Origin of the sequence: Thermostichus lividus PCC 6715 (assembly GCF_002754935.1) — a bacterium.
Classification (GTDB): Bacteria; Cyanobacteriota; Cyanobacteriia; order Thermosynechococcales; family Thermosynechococcaceae; genus Thermosynechococcus; species Thermosynechococcus lividus.
Genome location: NZ_CP018092.1, coordinates 1,265,332 through 1,282,639, shown reverse-complemented (window position 1 = coordinate 1,282,639; position 17,308 = coordinate 1,265,332). Strand labels below are relative to the sequence as shown.

General features: G+C 53.6%; 14 protein-coding genes, 1 pseudogene and 1 riboswitch. Of the genes and pseudogenes, 9 read left to right on the top strand and 6 right to left on the bottom strand.

Features of this window, described 5'->3' with window-relative positions; all coding sequences use genetic code 11:
* Position 1 precedes the first annotated feature (1 nt).
* Positions 2 to 736: a PspA/IM30 family protein gene (locus BRW62_RS06425; RefSeq protein WP_099799863.1), complete on the bottom strand. Its 735-nt coding sequence runs from the start codon at positions 734 to 736 to the stop codon at positions 2 to 4.
* A gap of 143 nt (positions 737 to 879) precedes the next feature.
* On the opposite strand from BRW62_RS06425, the gene rlmN reads away from it, so the two are divergent.
* Complete coding sequence (rlmN, locus tag BRW62_RS06420; RefSeq protein WP_099798758.1) at positions 880 to 1,899, top strand: 23S rRNA (adenine(2503)-C(2))-methyltransferase RlmN; 1,020 nt, start codon at positions 880 to 882, stop codon at positions 1,897 to 1,899.
* Between the two features lie 40 nt (positions 1,900 to 1,939).
* Here the strand turns inward: rlmN and pdxH are convergent.
* Positions 1,940 to 2,575: pseudogene (gene pdxH / locus BRW62_RS06415) on the bottom strand (pyridoxamine 5'-phosphate oxidase).
* Positions 2,572 to 4,347 carry a DUF2339 domain-containing protein gene (locus tag BRW62_RS06410; protein WP_099798757.1) on the bottom strand — a complete coding sequence of 592 codons (1,776 nt, stop codon included), beginning with the start codon at positions 4,345 to 4,347 and terminating at the stop codon, positions 2,572 to 2,574. The pseudogene pdxH and the gene BRW62_RS06410 overlap by 4 nt, the downstream one beginning before the upstream one ends.
* 515 nt (positions 4,348 to 4,862) lie before the next feature.
* Here BRW62_RS06410 and BRW62_RS14790 point away from each other — a divergent pair.
* From BRW62_RS14790 to BRW62_RS06395, 3 genes are all read left to right on the top strand, one after another.
* Positions 4,863 to 5,798, top strand: a complete 936-nt coding sequence (locus BRW62_RS14790) for a septal ring lytic transglycosylase RlpA family protein (protein ID WP_099798756.1) — start codon at positions 4,863 to 4,865, stop codon at positions 5,796 to 5,798.
* 72 nt (positions 5,799 to 5,870) lie between these two features.
* Positions 5,871 to 5,969: riboswitch (TPP riboswitch) on the top strand.
* 10 nt (positions 5,970 to 5,979) lie between these two features.
* Entirely contained in the window at positions 5,980 to 7,356 is a 1,377-nt protein-coding gene (gene thiC / locus BRW62_RS06400) for a phosphomethylpyrimidine synthase (RefSeq protein ID WP_198406233.1), read from the top strand.
* A 48-nt stretch (positions 7,357 to 7,404) separates the two neighbouring features.
* Positions 7,405 to 8,391, top strand: a complete 987-nt coding sequence (locus tag BRW62_RS06395; RefSeq protein ID WP_099798754.1) for an inorganic phosphate transporter — start codon at positions 7,405 to 7,407, stop codon at positions 8,389 to 8,391.
* Between the two features lie 54 nt (positions 8,392 to 8,445).
* Here BRW62_RS06395 and BRW62_RS06390 read toward each other — a convergent pair whose 3' ends face one another.
* Positions 8,446 to 9,603: an RNA-guided endonuclease InsQ/TnpB family protein gene (locus tag BRW62_RS06390; RefSeq protein ID WP_099798753.1), complete on the bottom strand. Its 1,158-nt coding sequence runs from the start codon at positions 9,601 to 9,603 to the stop codon at positions 8,446 to 8,448.
* Between the two features lie 134 nt (positions 9,604 to 9,737).
* On the opposite strand from BRW62_RS06390, the gene BRW62_RS06385 reads away from it, so the two are divergent.
* The gene (locus tag BRW62_RS06385) at positions 9,738 to 10,709 is read left to right on the top strand and encodes a sodium:calcium antiporter (RefSeq protein ID WP_099798752.1); all 972 of its coding nucleotides are present in this window, start codon (positions 9,738 to 9,740) and stop codon (positions 10,707 to 10,709) included.
* A 141-nt stretch (positions 10,710 to 10,850) separates the two neighbouring features.
* Positions 10,851 to 11,960, top strand: coding sequence for a DNA polymerase III subunit beta (dnaN, locus tag BRW62_RS06380; RefSeq protein ID WP_099798751.1), 1,110 nt, complete (start codon positions 10,851 to 10,853; stop codon positions 11,958 to 11,960).
* Here dnaN and BRW62_RS06375 read toward each other — a convergent pair.
* Positions 11,957 to 12,565: a CPP1-like family protein gene (locus tag BRW62_RS06375; protein WP_198406197.1), complete on the bottom strand. Its 609-nt coding sequence runs from the start codon at positions 12,563 to 12,565 to the stop codon at positions 11,957 to 11,959. The genes dnaN and BRW62_RS06375 overlap by 4 nt on opposite strands.
* Positions 12,566 to 13,179: 614 nt before the next feature.
* Here BRW62_RS06375 and bchL point away from each other — a divergent pair.
* Genes bchL through BRW62_RS06360 form a run of 3 tightly spaced genes read left to right on the top strand, consistent with a single transcriptional unit; the run spans position 13,180 to position 15,863 of the window.
* Positions 13,180 to 14,037 (top strand): ferredoxin:protochlorophyllide reductase (ATP-dependent) iron-sulfur ATP-binding protein, encoded by an 858-nt coding sequence (gene bchL, locus BRW62_RS06370; RefSeq protein WP_099798749.1) that lies wholly within the window; start codon positions 13,180 to 13,182, stop codon positions 14,035 to 14,037.
* A gap of 45 nt (positions 14,038 to 14,082) precedes the next feature.
* Positions 14,083 to 14,463 carry a DUF5331 domain-containing protein gene (locus BRW62_RS06365; RefSeq protein WP_099798748.1) on the top strand — a complete coding sequence of 127 codons (381 nt, stop codon included), beginning with the start codon at positions 14,083 to 14,085 and terminating at the stop codon, positions 14,461 to 14,463.
* A 23-nt stretch (positions 14,464 to 14,486) separates the two neighbouring features.
* Positions 14,487 to 15,863 (top strand): ferredoxin:protochlorophyllide reductase (ATP-dependent) subunit N, encoded by a 1,377-nt coding sequence (locus tag BRW62_RS06360; RefSeq protein ID WP_099798747.1) that lies wholly within the window; start codon positions 14,487 to 14,489, stop codon positions 15,861 to 15,863.
* Between the two features lie 112 nt (positions 15,864 to 15,975).
* Here the strand turns inward: BRW62_RS06360 and BRW62_RS06355 are convergent, their stop codons facing one another.
* On the bottom strand, positions 15,976 to 17,277 hold the full coding sequence (locus tag BRW62_RS06355; RefSeq protein WP_099798746.1) for a PrsW family glutamic-type intramembrane protease: 1,302 nt from the start codon (positions 17,275 to 17,277) through the stop codon (positions 15,976 to 15,978).
* Positions 17,278 to 17,308: the final 31 nt, after the last annotated feature.

Below are 17,308 nucleotides of genomic sequence, written 5' to 3'. Positions count from 1 at the left end.
GCTAGCTCTGCTCTAGTTGCCGCCGCAGGGCTTCTAGTTCTGGATCGTAAGCGGGAGCGCTGGCACTGGGGAGTTGCTGCGGACTGGCCAACTCTGCTTTGAGGCGGGCGAGATCCTCATTAACACTGCTGGACTCAAGGGCAGCAAATTTCGCTTCAAGGGTATCGGTGTTTAGCTCCGCTACAGCTTGGGAGCGGGCTTCCATTTCCATCACCTTCTCTTCCATGCGCTCAAAGGCGGCCATGGGCGCATTGGTGTTGACCTTGCTAAAGGTTTGCTGAATTTGTTCCGAGGCCTTGGCTGCCCGCGCCCGTGCCACCAGCATTTCCTTGCGGGTCTTGGCCTCAGCAATTTTGCTCTCAAGCTGTTGCATTTGTTTTTTGAGGACATCGACTTGGCTAATCGACTGCTCGAGTTGCGCCTTTAGCGCCATCGCTGCATTGGTCGCTGCTTTTTTGCGATTCAGGGCTTCTAAGGCCAGTGGTTCATCGCCGTGTTGTAGGGCAATTTTGGCGCGCCGCTCCCACTCCGTTGCCTGCTGTTGATGTTGGTTAAACTGCTGCTCGAGCCGTTTTTGGGAGGCGATCGCCTGAGCCACCGCTTGTCGCAGGGAGACAAGGTTGTCCTGCATTTCAATCATGCTTTGCTCAAGCATCTTTTCGGGATCCTCAGCCGCCCCAACAATAGCGTTCATCCAGCTTCGGATCACCCGACTGATGCGATCAAAAAGTCCCACGGTGCTATCTCCCATACGCCCATTTTTCTAACCCATTTTAGCCTCTTCGGCAGGATGCCCTACGGCATTGAGGGGCAACGGTGACATCCACCAACGTGGGGGTCTGCTAGGATCCATGCAGAACACCCCTCAGCCTATGCATTATGGCACTCCTAGGACAGTCGGTCGATGAATTAACGGCATGGGTCAGCGCCCAAGGGCAGCCCAGCTATCGTGGCCAACAACTCTATCAATGGCTGTATCAAAAGGGGGTGCGATCGCTCGCAGAGATTACGGTGTTTCCCAAACGCTGGCGGGAGCACCTTGAAGGGGTTGAGGTAGGTCGCTCTCAGATTCGTCATCACCATTGGTCGAGCGACGGCACCTTGAAACTGCTCCTTGGTTTAGCCGATGGCGAAACCATTGAAACCGTTGGTATTCCCACCGGCGATCGCCTCACTGTGTGTGTATCCTCCCAAGTAGGCTGTCCCATGGCCTGCGATTTCTGCGCAACGGGGAAAGGGGGGTATCGACGCAACTTGGCACCCCACGAAATTCTAGATCAGGTGCTCACAATTCAAAGCGAAATGCAACGGCGGGTGAGCCATGTGGTGTTTATGGGGATGGGGGAACCCCTTTTGAACCTAGAGGCCGTCCTCAAAGCCATCACCTGCCTCAATCGCGATATTGGTATTGGGCAGCGGCACATCACCCTGTCCACCGTTGGCATTCCCCAGCAACTTCAGCGCCTAGCCAGCTATGAACTGCAAATTACCTTAGCCGTCAGCCTCCATGCTCCGAACCAAGAGTTGCGGCAGCAGCTTATCCCTAGTGCGCGGCATTACCCTTTACCTCAACTGATTGCCGACTGTCGTACCTATGTTCAGCAAACCGGCCGTCGCATCACCTTTGAATATACGGTGCTCTCAGGGGTCAACGATCGCCCTCACCATGCCCACGAATTGGCTGCACTCCTACGCGGATTTCAGAGCCATGTCAACTTAATTCCCTACAATCCAATCACCGAAGCCCATTATCAACGCCCCAGCAGCAGGCATCTGCAAGACTTTTTAATGCAGCTCCAAGACTTAGGCGTGGCAGCCAGCATCCGGCGATCGCGGGGACTGGATCGGGAAGCGGCCTGTGGTCAGTTGCGTCAAGCCCAACTGGTGGCACACCCCTAAAATGTTCTGCCATCGCATTTTACCGAATGCGAGATGTCAACTAGGGGTAAAGCCGTACCATCTGCCAGCCGCCTTCCGTGCGCCGATAGCAGAGGCGATCGTGGAGGCGGTTCGGGCGACCTTGCCAAAATTCAATCAGGGTGGGTAGTACCCGGTACCCCCCCAATGCTCTGGGCGGGGAACGTCCTCCCCATAGCGTGCCTCAATTTGCGCTAATTTTGCCTCTAACTCTGCGTAAGACTCTAAGACCTCACTCTGCTGTGAGGCCCACGCTCCCCAACGGCTCCCTAGGGGGCGCGTCGCAAAAATAGTGATCCGACTCCGCCGCGCTAATGCGCTCCACCGTTCCCTCAATACGTACTTGGCGCTCTAGTTCTGCCCACCAAAAGACTAAGGCGGCCTTTGGAGTGTGCGCTAGCTCTTGGCCTTTGCGGCTGCGGTAGTTGGTGAAAAAGACAAACCCCCGTTCATCGAGTTCTTTAAGCAGCACTACGCGAGCCGCAGGCATCCCATCTAAGCCAATGGTGGCCAAAGTCATGGCATTCGGTTCAGGCAACTCAGCATTAACGGCGTCTGTAAACCACACTTGAAATTGATGGAGGGGGTTCGCCGCCACTTCGGTTTCGAGGAGGCGTTGACGACGATAGTCGCGGCGTAGATCAGCAATGCGGGTCATGATTCCTTTTCGGGTTCAACAGGTGCAGTGTTTTCACTAATCCTAGAGGATTCTGCGGGGGGATGTCGCCACAGCGCACGGAAAAAGTAGCTGAGAACCAAGAAAATAAGGCCAAACCCCATAAACAGCAGTACCCGCCAAGCAGGGGCAAGGTTGATGAGGTCGATAATAAAGAGGCGGATAATTGTAATAACGAGGGTAATAAGGGCAACAATCCGCACCCCTGAGACATCCCGCCGTAGCCCATAGACGAGCAACCCCACCCCAAACAGTCCCCACAGCAGGGTGGCAGCTCCTGTGCCGAAGCTTGCCAATTCGTGTTGAATCCAGCCCAAGGTTAGGGCGTAGCCAAACACCCAATAGACGGGGCGGGTTGTGGCGGCCAAAAAGCGAGTACTCCCTAGCCCTGCGGCCATCACAATTAGGTCGGTGATGAATTCGCGATTGAGTAGTGGTGGGGTGCCTGCCGCCAGAATTAAAAAGCGAGCGGCCATCACTACGGTGAGGATCCCCCACCAGACATGGGCAATGGTTTGCAACGCGGCGGAGCGGTAGTACTGGGCAAGGTAGTGCAAAATTAACCCTTCAATGGCAAGGGGTGCCAAAATTAAGGGGTTGCTGTGGTAGCGATAGATAATGCCTGCCAAGATGAGCAACAATCCTGTTAGGCTATAAACCCAGCGCCAAGAGGGGGGAATCCGCCGCCATAGCAGACTCGTGACTAAGTACAGGGCACCAAAGGCAATAAAGATAGCCCCAACGGTCGTGGCAGACCAGTTCCAAACAACCGCCGACAAACTGAGAGTAATGAGTGGATTAAAGAGTGCTAAGGCTTGACCATGGGGAAGGGATGCACGGTCACGATCGCCCCACTGGTACCACGGTGGCAAGACGGTAAAGCCCAACCACGTCAGCCCTAGAATGGCTTGCAGGAACCACGGTGCTAGACCGGTTGCATTAAAGGCATTAACGGCAATACTGAGCACCAGCCAGCCGAGCCAAAAGCTAGACCACAGGAGCGATCGCCACCCTTTATAGGCGTAGATCCCCCAACTGCCCGCCACAATCACAAAGGTATAGGCGGCTAAGGCAAGGGGGCTACCGGATCCCTCGTACAGCAGGAAGGGCGTTGCTAGGCCGCCAAGGGTGCCAATCACTGAAAAGATCGCCCGATTCTGCCGCAGGGCAAGGAAGAAGGCTGCCAAGGTCACCGCCACCATCAAGGGAAAGGCGATCGCCATCGAGACTATCTCTAAAAGCTGATAGGCGGCAAACCCCGTAATGTAATAGGTGGCCAGCCCTCCCCCTTGCAGAAACTGACTAAAGATCGCGCGCTGCTGCAACCGCCACCCCAGCGCAATCAGCCCCGTTGCCATCAATAGCCCGATCGCCACCAGTACCCCATCGGTGAGCCAGCCAAGATCAATTGCGTATTTAAACAGGAAAGCAATCCCCAGCAACAGTAACCCAATCCCTAGGCGGTTGAGCCACAATTCCCAGTTTTGCAACCAATCGGTTTTAGGTGCACTCACAGGCCGTAGAGGTGGGGGTGTTTCAGGTGCAGAAACAGGGGCAGGCTGCTGTGACGGGCGATCCGGGACAGTTGTCGGCTGGTCTGAGGCAGGAGTAGGTGAAATTGGAGGTTGTTCTGGCTCGGGTGCCAGATCCTCGCGTAACACTGCTTCTTGGAGGATCCGCAGCGATCGCGCCAAGCCCGCAACCGTTGCTTCGAGTACCTCTAAACGCTGGCGCAGATCATCGATGTTGGCCATAAATTACTCATCTGCGAGACATACTTCTGTTTTATGCACTACCGTGCCACCTCAAAACACTGGCAATACACTTTCTTAACTGGCTTGACCCCCGTCTGATGACCTTGGGATACCATCCCCAACGCTCCCCGTAAATCGTCCTATGCCACCCAGAAAAGGGAGTAAAAGGCAAATTTTCTCTAGAAAAAGAATCTAGCTTTTGCGTGATCTAAATCACAAAAAACTTCAGAAATTAAAAATTAATTAGCAAATCTTTATAATTTTTACTTATTTTTGATCGACGACTGCAAATTCCGTCAACGTGCCAGTCTGTGTGAGTTTTAACAGTGTTCACTTTTTTTATTCTCTCTGCGAATGTTCGTCATGAACAAAAGGGTACAGATGCTTGAGTTTTGGGGTTCGTGGTAGGTTGAAACAGTTCCGCTATGAGAGCGAACACGGCACCAGTACGGGTTAGCCTGTGACCTTGGTGCCCCGCTGTCCTGCCGTATGGATGCCCTTTTTAACGGACGCTTATGAAGAAAACGCTTTACATTGGTTTGACGACAACTGCGCTGGCGGTGTTCGGAGTTTTCTCCGACAGCCGTGCAAATACGCCCACACCCGCAACCGCCTCGGCTCCTGCTCCTGAGGCCGCGGTTGTTGCCAGCAAAGTGGGGGAACGCCAAGCCACTGCGCCCATTGCCACCCGGGCGATCGCCACCCTGCATCGCTACGAAAAGCAGGGTCGGGAAGCCATTACGGTCTATTTGCGAGGGATTCCCATTCTCACCTTCATGGGCACCAATGCCGCCCAGCCAGCAGGGGTGAAAGTTGCCACCGCCAGTGGTGGGGCCTCCCCTGAGCAAACCACCCTTTCGGATGCCGCGCAGCAGGCAACGATTTTAACTGCCCGCCTCAACCAACTCCACGAGCAAGGTTTTGATGCCAACTTAATACGGGTACGCTGGGATGGGCAGCAACAGCGCTATCGCATCTACGCCGACAAAGAGCACCTCCTCACCCTCAATAACCAGATTTTGCTACCCCAAAACCAGCAGCGCAGCGATGAACATGCCCTGCGCATTGCCAACCTCATTCGGCGGCAGTTAGGGAATGCACCTGCCCTCACCAGTGTTGACGGCTCTGACAATACTGTAGTGGCCGTCGGCCCGATTCGTATGCAGGTTACTGGTATGGCCTCATGGTATGGCCCCGGCTTCCACGGTGCGCGCACCGCCAATGGTGAGCGGTTTAACCAAGATGCCATGACCGCCGCCCACAAAACACTGCCCTTTGGCACCCGGGTACGGGTTACCAACCTCCATAATGGGCGATCGGTGATTGTGCGGATTAACGACCGTGGCCCATTTACGCCGGGACGGGAAATTGACCTCTCTCGCGGTGCGGCTGCTGCCATTGGCCTCATTGGGGCTGGGGTCGGGCCAGTACGCATTGACGTATTGCAGTAGTATTGCAGTAATCCTAGGGGGAAGGGGTGCTGCGGTACATCGCCATCCTCCAAGGGCAAAATGATAGAATGAACCACATGCTAGGGGTGTCTGTGATCACAGCAGGCTGAGAGTAAACCCTTAGAACCTGAACCGGATCATGCTGGCGCAGGGAAGCTGTCTAGAGAGGATTCTATCAATGGTGCGTAGCGAATGGATTGCTGCTCGTAAGGGGCAGGATAATGTTACTCAGATGCATTATGCCCGCCAAGGGATCATCACCGAGGAAATGCACTATGTGGCGCGGCGCGAGAACCTACCCCCAGAACTCATCCGCGATGAAGTGGCGCGGGGGCGGATGATTATCCCCGCCAATATTAATCACCCCAATCTTGAACCGATGGCCATTGGCATTGCCTCCAAATGCAAGGTTAATGCCAACATTGGTGCCTCTCCCAACTCCTCTAACTTGGAGGAAGAACTGGCCAAACTGCATCTGGCGGTGAAGTACGGTGCAGATACGGTGATGGATCTCTCGACGGGCGGCGGTGATCTCGATGCCATTCGCACCGCCATTATTAATGCCTCGCCGGTGCCCATTGGCACCGTACCGATTTATCAAGCCCTTGAAAGTGTCCATGGCAATATGGATCGGCTCACGGCGGACGATTTCCTTCACGTCATTGAAAAGCACGCCCAACAAGGGGTGGACTACATGACCATCCATGCGGGTATTCTCATTGAATACTTGCCCTTGGTGAAAAACCGCATTACGGGTATTGTCTCTCGGGGGGGCGGTATTTTGGCGAAGTGGATGCTGCACCACCATAAACAAAACCCCCTTTATACCCACTTCCGCGACATTATCGAGATTTTTAAAAAATACGATGTCTCGTTCTCGCTGGGGGATTCCCTCCGCCCGGGCTGTCTTCATGATGCCTCTGACGAAGCGCAATTGGCGGAGCTAAAAACCCTTGGGGAACTCACCCGCAAGGCGTGGGAGCACGATGTGCAGGTGATGGTAGAAGGCCCCGGCCATGTGCCGATGGATCAAATTGAATTCAATGTGCGTAAACAAATGGAGGAGTGCTCTGAAGCCCCCTTCTATGTGCTTGGGCCGTTGGTGACGGATATTGCCCCCGGCTATGACCACATTACCAGTGCCATTGGCGCGGCGATGGCTGGATGGTACGGCACCGCAATGCTGTGCTACGTCACGCCTAAGGAACACCTAGGCTTACCCAATGCTGAAGATGTCCGCAATGGCTTAATTGCCTATAAGATTGCAGCCCATGCGGCGGATATTGCTCGCCACCGTCCGGGAGCACGCGATCGCGATGATCAACTCTCCCATGCTCGCTATAACTTTGACTGGAATAAGCAGTTTGAGTTGGCCTTAGACCCAGACCGGGCGCGGGAGTACCACGATGAAACCCTCCCCGCCGATATTTACAAGACCGCTGAGTTTTGCTCGATGTGTGGGCCGAAGTTCTGCCCCATGCAAACCAAAGTGGATGCTGAGGCACTAGCGGAGCTGGAGCAGTTCTTGGCCAAAGATAAAGATACCGTCAGCGTTTAAGGGACTGCGGGCGTCAGTCATGATCTCCCTGCTCGGGGTTGATGGGGGGTGATCCTCTTGGTGGCGATCGCCCTCCTTTTTGATGTCACCAACGGCTTTCATGATGCAGCCAATGCTATTGCAACGGTGGTGGCCACCCGCGCCCTCTCGTTGCGTTCAGCTCTGATTGTGGCGGCGATCGCCAACTTTGCGGGAGCCTTTTTAAGTACTCGCGTGGCACTGACCATTGAGCAGGGGATTCTCGAGCGCAGCCAACTGGGCGGTCATTGGCTCGGGGTCATTGCTGCTGCCTTGGTGGGGGCAGTGCTTTGGAACCTGCTGACGTGGTATTGGGGACTGCCCAGCAGTTCCTCCCACGCACTCATTGGGGGGTTGGTGGGGGCGGCAGTGGCTCAAGGGGCGGCAAACGCTGTGCGCTGGCAGGGAATTGTGCAGGCAGTCGTGATACCCATGGTGCTCTCGCCGTTGCTAGCAGTGGCGGTGGGAATGACCCTGATGGCACTGGTAGAGCATCTCCTGCAATGGGTGGGAGAGGTACCTGAGCCGCGCTGGCAACACCTCCAAATTCTCAGCGGTACCCTAATGGCCTTTGCCCACGGTGCCAATGATGCCCAGAAAACCATGGGGGTGATTACGCTAGCCTTAGTGAGTGTTGGTCAGTTGTCTCCAGAGGCCGGTATTCCCCTGTGGGTCATTGCGCTCTGTGCCGTGGCGATCGCCATAGGTACCTACGGCGGTGGGGAGCGAATTATTCGTACTACCGGCGAAAAAATTACCACCCTTGACCCCCTTAGTGGATGCATGGCCAACCTCAGTGCTGCCCTGACGGTTACAGCCGCAAGTCTTGTAGGGTTTCCCGTCAGTACCACCCAAGTTGTCGTCGGTGCCATTACAGGCGCAGGCTATCAACACCATCCTGAGCGAGGGGTGAACTGGCAAACGTGGCGGCATATTCTAGTGGCATGGGTCTTGACGGTTCCCGGCGCTGCAGTCGTGGCAGCAGCCATGGCTTGGGGATTTAGCGCAAAACAATAGATAGGCTTGAGGCAAGACGTGGTGAATTTAGGGGTGCTTGTAAACTTCCCCGCCCTAGAAGGGCGAGGCTTTCTGTAGCCCTCCGGCTATCTCGCAAGCTAGCCAGGAGCCTCCAGGCAGCGTTACGGACTGCCCCAAAAGCGCAATATTGATTGCTCCATTTAGGTCTGCATCACCAATCCATCCGCAATGCCCACACTTGAACTTTTTTTCAGTCCTCAGCCCAATATGCAAGCAACAATGGCAGGTTTGACTGGTATAGGCAGGTGGTACAGCAACCACCTCAACTCCTTCCTTGATACCCTTGTATTCTAGGAATTGTCGCAACTGATAGAACGCCCAACTGTTAGACCGTCTCCGCTCGGTCGCGTTTCTCGGTTGCTGGTTGATTCTATCTCGAATGCCTGTCAAATCCTCGATAGCAACAATGGCATGGAGTTGTTTTGCTTCACGAATGATGGATGCACTGATGGAATGATTGAGCCATCGCTGAAAACGTCTCTCCCTCCCCGACAGCCGTTGCAGGACTTGTCGGCATCTACGCCGACTCGACCGTGTGCCCTTCGAGGCTTTTTGCTGGAGCGATGCTCTCACTTTGGCGAAATGATCTCGGACTTGATTCAACTGCTTAGCATCCCAACCTTGATCGGTACTAGTTTTAGCGATTTCACGCCGACCGAAATCAACGCCAATCCCCTTGTCCGACTGAATGGGTTCAGGAGCTTCGTCGCTCAGTTGAATGTGGATGTAGTATCTTCCATCTCTGTGCTTGCACAGTTGAGCCGAAGTGGGTTTACACCCCTTCAGCTGGCCGCGCTGGTAGTGTCCTATTTCCAGTTTGATGTGTTCTCTACATCCCAGCAGGGTCAGGCTGACTGTCCAATCCTTCTCCCGAAAAGAGAAGATTCGGGCATCGTAGTCTGCCGAAGTTGGACGAAACGCTTTGACAGGTTTGCCCTTCACTTTGGCTGTTTTTCGATTCGCCCCAACCCTGGCACAAACCCTGACTGCCTGATTAGCACTCAACCCAAACTGTTCTCGCAGGTCGTTATAGACCAACGACTGAATCGTTGTTTTGCTGGTTGTTTTGGGTTTGACTCGCTCATTGGCATAGTTGCAAGCAGCAGCAAACGCCTGAAGCACTGCCTCAATCTTGGCATTTTGTTCGGGTGTGGTTGCAAGTTTGCAAACTAGTGTCAGAGTTTGTTTCATCCTCTTATATTCTCACCCGTGACTATGAAAAACAAGCGTACTAAACCTGGCAATTTCGGGGGTATTGAACCTCTCTCAATTGCCGCTCCTGTCCCTCCCCGACCTGAAGGTGCGGGGCTTCTCGGAGGTTTTCTGTGACTATCCTCTGGGGACTGCTGATCATCCTTGGTGTTGCTTTAATTGTTTGGGGAGCCGAAGCTTTCGCTGAACACTTGGGTGCTGCTGCTGTGCGATTGCGCGTGAGTTCCTTTGCCTTGGCGTTACTGTTAGCTGGTGCAGAACCTGAAGAGCTTGCTACGGCAGTTGCGGCCTCCCTCAAGGAGGTGCCGGCGATCGCATTTGGCGATGTAGTAGGGGCGAATATCGCTATCTGTTTAGTAGCGTTGGGAGTCGGGGCGTGGATTGCACCGCTACCATTTAGCAAGCGGGTGATGGCCTACGCCTTGGTAGGGGTACCCATTGCTGTCATTGCAACTGGGTTTATTTGGAACGGAGAGATTAGTCGTCTTGAGGGGCTGTTCTTAATTGGGCTGTACATTCTTTATGTTGCCATCATCTGGTGGGTTGAACGTAGGCCACCCGCGTTGGGCGAAACTGCAGAGCTAGAAGAAGCGTTAGAGGAATTTGCAACTGAGCAGGCAAACGGTATGCGGCAGCGAGTCAGCCAAGAGGTATGGGTTGTGGTGGCTGGGGTGCTTGCCATGGTTGCAGGCTCGATCCTCATTGTGGAGGCTGTACGCCAAATCAGCCAAATTGAAACGACCCAAATCAAATTAGCACTCTCTCTCGTTGGGTTTGCAACCGCCTTTGAATTGGTGATTCTAGCTTGGTCAACCGCACGGCGAGGTGTAACAGAAGCCGCTGTTGCCGGGGTTGTCGGGTCTTTTACTTACAACGTAACAATGACGCTAGGGGTAGCGGCGATCGCCCGACCCTTAAACATTGTGGATGCTAGCCTATTGCACGTGCCGCTCATCGTCATGCTGGGGGCGTTCGCATTAGTCATCGCCCTCGCATCCTACAAGGGCTATCTGCATAGGGGCGCAAGTGTCGTTTTACTGTCTGCCTACCCACTTGTTCTTATGCGTTTACTGGCAGAGAACTAACCCCAAATGGCCGTGGTGAACGTTGCCCAAACACCCTCGTTCCCAAGGATAGAATCCAGCGACTATGTTGAAATGTATTAGTGACTCATGCTACCGTACCAATCCTGTCCCGCCCTATCTTGGGGTACCTTGGAGATTTAGATGAAAGTTGTTTGTTCACAGACTGCCCTCAGTAGTAAACTGGCTCCCCTGAGTCGAGTTGCCCCCAGCAATCCTTCCCACCCCATACTGGCCAACATTCTGCTCCAAGCTGAAGGTGGTCGTCTTGGTCTTTCCGTCTTTGACCTTAGCCTTGGTATGCAGATTTGGCTAGATGCTGAGGTTAAAGTGAGTGGCGCTATCACCGTCTCCGCCAAACTGTTTAGCGAGATGGTGTCTCGGATGCCCAATCGGGATATTGAAATCACCGCCGAAGACACCCGCGTCATTCTCGACTATGGCACCGGTCACTTTGAAATTCAAGGTATGAGTGCCGAAGAATTTCCCGCTCTGCCCAATCTGGACGACATCCCCCCCATTACTCTCCCTGCTAACACCCTCCGGGAAGGGTTGCACAGCACCCTCTTTGCTGCCAGTGCGGATGAAAGCAAACAAATCCTCACTGGGTTGCACGTCACCTTTGAAATCGATCGCCTTGAATTTGCCGCCACCGATGGTCATCGTCTTGCGGTTACCCTCACCGAGCAGCCCATCCCCACCGCTCTTTCCCCCATCACTATCCCTGCCAAATCTCTCAAAGACCTAGAGAGACTCATGTCTAAGCAAGATAGCGAGATTATGCTCCGCTGTGACCCCACCCAAGTGGTCTTTGATATTGGTACCGATGCCCGCATTACCAGTCGCCTCCTTGAAGGCCAATATCCCAACTATCGCCAACTCATCCCCAAAACCTTTGAGCGACAAGTGACAGTGGATCGCCTCGCCCTGAGCAATGCCCTTGAGCGCATCGCCATTCTCGCGGCTCAAAAAAATAATGTCGTCAAAATCAGTATTAATGCCAGCGAGCAACAACTGAATCTGTCTGCCGAAGCCCCCCAGCTCGGAGAAGGCAAAGAGGATCTACCTGCGCAAATTTCTGGGGACTCCATTGATATTGCCTTCAACGTTAAGTACTTGCTTGATGGGCTAAAAGTGATGGACAGCACCGAGGTGCAACTGCAACTGAACAGCAGCACCCAACCTGCCATTCTGCGTCCCCTTGGCGAGACCCAGATGACTTACCTTGTCATGCCGATCCAAATTCGCAATTAGCGCAAAAAATTGCTGGTGAGCCAAAAGGTCATAAATACGCCTAACCCAACGGTTTGATCGACGCTCAAGAGCATTCCTGGGAAGAGGTGATAGATAGCAACGGCTACCACGGCACCAAGGATGAGGGCAATCAATGTGAGTAAAAAGGCGCGACCCAGCCGCTGTTCTTTGCGCTGTAACCACACAAGGTTAAAGCCAACGCCTAGGGAGAGCACCAGGGCGATCGTATCTGGATTCGCTTGAGAGATGCCGATCGCCATCAGAGCAGCGTAGACTGCCGATGTAATTACGATGCCGCGCAAGGATGGCATATCCAACTGTTGCTGCCACCACTTCAGTGCAGGGTGAGTGCCAATACGATTGATTTTGGCTGGTGCTGACTCAGCCAGTCGCTCGGCATAGCGGATCCGCTCTGGTACTTTGATTTTGCCTTCCTGTCGCTGGCGCAAGCGATCCATCAAAATGGCATCATAGGCAGCTTCAATTTCTGTGCGCTGCCGCTCGTCCCCCGGATGGGTGGCGATTAACGCATCCCGTGCTTCCTTGATTTGCTCAAAGGAAGCATCTTCTGAAACTTGGAGCTTTTCGTAAGGGTTGTCACTCATGGCGGAGTTGTCCATTGGCCATTCACTTGGAGCAGTGTCAACAGTAAGTCTAAGGCCACCTTAGCATCATGGCCTGCCCTCAAATTCTAGCAAGTTGTTATCGGGCAAGCGTTTCCATGGGTATTCTTCCCCCAATGAAACCACTACAGTCACCCCTAATCGTAACAAAAATTTTACTTTCAGTAACTGTAATTATTTTTTACAATACGTCTGCCCTTTAGGGGTTCACGACCGTTTCTAGGCGATCCAGATCTTGGGGGCGATCGCCCCCCTATTTTTTTGGGTACGACATCCTTGGCGATCGCCCCGTAGGGAAGAAATGAACACTGCTCCTAAGGTGGAAAGTGAGCATTTGCGCTTGCCAACCGGCTTTTTATATTTTTAAACCTTTTATGTATAAAACAAACAAAAAAATAGCTTTTTCAAGCTTTATAAACTTTCTGTTATTTTAATAAAATTTTAATAGACAATAGCAGTTTCTAGAGGTTTATAAGCATTAATCAAAATTTATTACAGAAAAAAATATTTTATGCTCCCCCTCCCGATGTCGAGCAATGCCCCTGAGAATAGCAATAGGTCATCGCGTTACTCCAATCATCACAGGGAGGTAAACCTTGAAGCTCGCAGTTTACGGTAAAGGTGGCATTGGCAAATCCACGACCAGTTGCAACATCTCGGTAGCATTAGCTCGGCGGGGCAAAAAAGTCCTGCAAATCGGCTGTGATCCTAAGCACGACAGTACCTTTACCCTTACGGGGTTTTTGATTCCCACGATCATTGACACCCTTCAAGCCAAGGACTATCACTACGAAGATGTCTGGCCCGAAGATGTGATCTACAAAGGCTACGGCGGTGTGGACTGCGTCGAAGCGGGTGGGCCGCCCGCTGGGGCAGGCTGTGGCGGTTATGTGGTGGGTGAAACGGTAAAGTTGCTCAAGGAACTGAATGCCTTTGACGAGTACGATGTCATTCTCTTTGATGTGCTAGGGGATGTTGTCTGTGGTGGGTTTGCTGCCCCCCTGAACTATGCGGACTACTGCCTGATTGTCACTGATAATGGCTTCGATGCTCTGTTTGCGGCCAATCGTATTGCGGCCTCAGTCCGGGAAAAAGCCCGGACTCATCCCTTGCGCCTAGCGGGGCTGATTGGCAACCGCACCAGCAAGCGGGATCTCATTGAAAAGTATGTGGAAGCGGTGCCGATGCCGATCCTCGAAGTGCTGCCATTGATTGAGGATATCCGGGTATCGCGGGTCAAGGGCAAAACCCTGTTTGAGATGGCCGAACAAGATCCTAGCCTTAACCCAGTGTGCGATTACTACTTGAATATTGCGGATCAGGTATTGGCACAGCCAGAAGGGGTTGTACCTAAGGATGCCCCTGATCGCGATCTCTTTGCGCTGCTGTCAGATTTCTATTTGAATCCGACAACGGCCACACCGGCAGGCGATCGCCAACTCCTAACGGTGTAAAACTCCCCTAGAATACTCCACGGAACCCGATTCAATGGAGTGATCATGAATCCTGAGCAATTACGGCAAACGGTGCGCAGCAAGTGGCTGGCCTACTACCAAGAAAATCGACCTTGGATTGTCCGTCTCGCGATTTGGAGTAACTACCGTGGTCAGCGGCGGCCGTCCTCCAGCTTTATTTTGGGGGTCTTAAGTGCCCTAGAGCCACGCCTGTCGGATGCCTTGCCTGTGATTGTCGAACTGAGTAATGATCCCGACCGCATTATTTCTGCCCTTGGCCTGAACTTCAATCCCGATGAAGCACTAGCCAATGGCGACAACTCTGTGCCAGTGACGCCCGAACCGCGATTACTGCCCCCTAAGCCCTTTGTCAGTAATCGTGCTGAAGAACACGCTGAGGGTGCCCTGCAACATCGTCAACCCTAATTACCTCGCTGGAGACCCCTGCCATGACCACCACTGCTCCCAATGCTCTGAACGTTGAGTGCGAAACCGGAAACTACCACACCTTTTGCCCCATTAGTTGTGTGGCGTGGCTGTACCAAAAAATTGAAGATAGCTTCTTTTTAGTAATTGGTACTAAAACCTGTGGCTACTTCTTGCAAAATGCCATGGGGGTGATGATTTTTGCCGAGCCGCGTTATGCTATGGCGGAACTGGAAGAAGGGGATATTTCAGCACAGCTCAACGATTACGAAGAGCTAAAGCGACTGTGCTTGCAAATTAAGCGCGATCGCAACCCCAGCGTCATTGTCTGGATTGGCACCTGCACCACCGAAATTATCAAGATGGATCTAGAGGGACTGGCTCCCAAACTAGAGGCAGAAATTGGCATTCCCATTGTGGTTGCCCGAGCCAACGGTTTAGACTATGCCTTTACCCAAGGGGAAGACACCGTTTTAGCCGCCATGGCTGCCCGCTGCCCCACGCCCACCGCCGTCACCAATACCGAAGAGCGCAACCCCATTCAACGCTTGTTGAACTTTGGCAAGAAAAAAGAAGAGGTGCAAGCGGAGGCAAGCCAGTATCACGATCACCCTCCCTTGGTTCTCTTCGGCTCGCTGCCGGATCCCGTTGTGACCCAACTGACCCTAGAGCTAAAAAAACAGGGGATTCAGGTGTCGGGCTGGCTCCCCAGTAAACGCTACACCGAGCTGCCTGTGGTGGATGAGGGCTACTACGTGGCCGGGGTGAATCCCTTTTTAAGCCGTACGGCCACAACCTTGATGCGCCGCCGCAAGTGCAACCTTATTAATGCCCCCTTCCCCATTGGTCCCGATGGCACGCGGGCATGGGTGGAAGCCCTCTGTACCACCTTTGGCATTGAACCCCAAGGACTGGCGGAGCGCGAAGCCCAAACTTGGGAAAAACTGGCAGATTATCTCGAACTTGTGCGCGGCAAGTCAGTCTTTTTCATGGGGGATAATCTCTTAGAAATTTCCCTAGCACGGTTTTTGATTCGCTGTGGGATGCGGGTGCACGAAATTGGCATTCCCTACATGGATAAGCGCTACCAAGCGGCAGAGTTGAACCTGCTCAGCCAAACCTGTGCTGCGATGGATCATCCTCTGCCCACCATCGTTGAAAAGCCCGATAACTATAACCAACTGCAACGCATTAAGGCTCTGCAACCGGATTTAGTGATTACGGGGATGGCGCACGCTAACCCCCTCGAAGCGCGGGGGATGAGTACCAAGTGGTCAGTGGAGTTTACCTTTGCCCAGATCCACGGCTTTGGCAATGCCCGCGATATTCTGGAGCTGGTGACCCGCCCCCTGCGGCGCAATCAAGCTCTCGCAGGGTTGGGATGGCAGCAATTAGTGTAAACTATCCGACTCCGACTGCTAAGCGGTACGGAGCGGGCTTTTGGTAGCCCTGCAGTTGGCACGCCAACCACTGAATATGTCTAGAATATCTCAATCTAGGCTCAAGGCTGGGTCAGCGATGGCCGTAGAAGCGGGTAGCAAAGTTTTGCGATCGCGTCGGCGAGAGTTGTCGTGCCTTGAGAATGGCTGCGGTTAAAAATAGATAGGCCAAAATTCCAACCACGGCTAACCCCATGGGGCCAAAACTAGCCGCAGAGGCATTCCAGAGAGCGTGCAAAAACGCAGATAGCCCCAGCCCCACGATCACAATGAGCAGCGCATAGCGAGGGCGCAGTACACTCAAGCCAATGCAGTAGCCCAAGTAGCCGGTGTAGGCCATGTGGCCGGTCAGGGATCCCAACACCCGCGGAATAAGGACTTGTAAGCCTGCTAGATCCCCAAACTGCCCTGCAATCCCGGGCACATAGTGTCCGAGGGTTTCCATCCAGGTAAAGCCCAGCCCTGAGGCGGCTCCCAAAAGAATGCCATCCAATGGCTCCCAGACCCCAATCTTTTGTTGCCACGGACTGGGTAACCAGCGCCCCAAGCCATAGGCCACAGCAATGGGCATCGCTTTGAGCAATTCTTCCATGAGTCCTGCACCAATAAAATTATGCCCCAGCAACACCCAAAAGGAGGGATCAGGGGGGCGAAGTTGGCCGGGCAGCACGGTGCGAAACACATAGATCATGGCGGGCAAGATTGGACTTTGCAGGATCAGAATCTCAAGGGTCAGACTGGCTAAGAGTACCCACCACGGCTTGCGTTTGCCACATAGTTGATAGATGAAGTAATAGGCGGCACTACCTAGGTACAGCGCCAAAATCACCTTAAAGGCATTGGGGTTACCCGCAGCTGCAAAGAGCAGGATGACGGCAATGACCGTAACAATTCCGGGGACAAGGTAGGCCTTGCGCACCCAGTCGGGATGAATGGCGAAAATGGGTAGCAGTTGGGTGAGGGTCAGTTGCTGATCGGGGGTGGTGCTGACCACATCGGTGAGGGGCAAGTATTCCAACACAAATTCAGGGCCTTGGCGACCTAACTGAATGCGATCGCCCGCCTTCAGGAGCGTCTCCTGCTCGATCCGTTGTTGGTTGACGTAGGTGCCGTTCACGCTGCCTAGATCCACAATTGACCATTGGGGAATTCTGTTGGGGGCAGGCGTAGCACAGTTAAACTGAGCATGGTGGCGAGAGACCGATGTGTAGAGTTGGGAGTCAAGGACAATGTGACAGGTCTCCGGATCGCGCCCCATAATTGTTGGTTCCTGTTGTGAGAGCCAAAACTGCGCCATTTCCGGTGCCACCTGCCGCAGCACACCCGCATACTTGAGGGTTGGGTTGAGGGAAAAACGGGGGCGATCGCCAGTCATATCATGGGTTCCAATCCCTGGGTTTCACCAC

What these genes read in the sequence shown, in the direction of transcription:
- rlmN (WP_099798758.1), top strand. Translation starts at nt 880, where the DNA reads ATGGCACTCCTAGGACAGTCGGTCGATGAATTAACGGCATGGGTCAGC.
- BRW62_RS06410 (WP_099798757.1), bottom strand. Translation starts at nt 4,347, where the DNA reads ATGGCCAACATCGATGATCTGCGCCAGCGTTTAGAGGTACTCGAAGCA.
- BRW62_RS14790 (WP_099798756.1), top strand. Translation starts at nt 4,863, where the DNA reads ATGAAGAAAACGCTTTACATTGGTTTGACGACAACTGCGCTGGCGGTG.
- BRW62_RS06390 (WP_099798753.1), bottom strand. Translation starts at nt 9,603, where the DNA reads ATGAAACAAACTCTGACACTAGTTTGCAAACTTGCAACCACACCCGAA.
- dnaN (WP_099798751.1), top strand. Translation starts at nt 10,851, where the DNA reads ATGAAAGTTGTTTGTTCACAGACTGCCCTCAGTAGTAAACTGGCTCCC.
- BRW62_RS06375 (WP_198406197.1), bottom strand. Translation starts at nt 12,565, where the DNA reads ATGAGTGACAACCCTTACGAAAAGCTCCAAGTTTCAGAAGATGCTTCC.
- BRW62_RS06365 (WP_099798748.1), top strand. Translation starts at nt 14,083, where the DNA reads ATGAATCCTGAGCAATTACGGCAAACGGTGCGCAGCAAGTGGCTGGCC.
- BRW62_RS06360 (WP_099798747.1), top strand. Translation starts at nt 14,487, where the DNA reads ATGACCACCACTGCTCCCAATGCTCTGAACGTTGAGTGCGAAACCGGA.
- BRW62_RS06355 (WP_099798746.1), bottom strand. Translation starts at nt 17,277, where the DNA reads ATGACTGGCGATCGCCCCCGTTTTTCCCTCAACCCAACCCTCAAGTAT.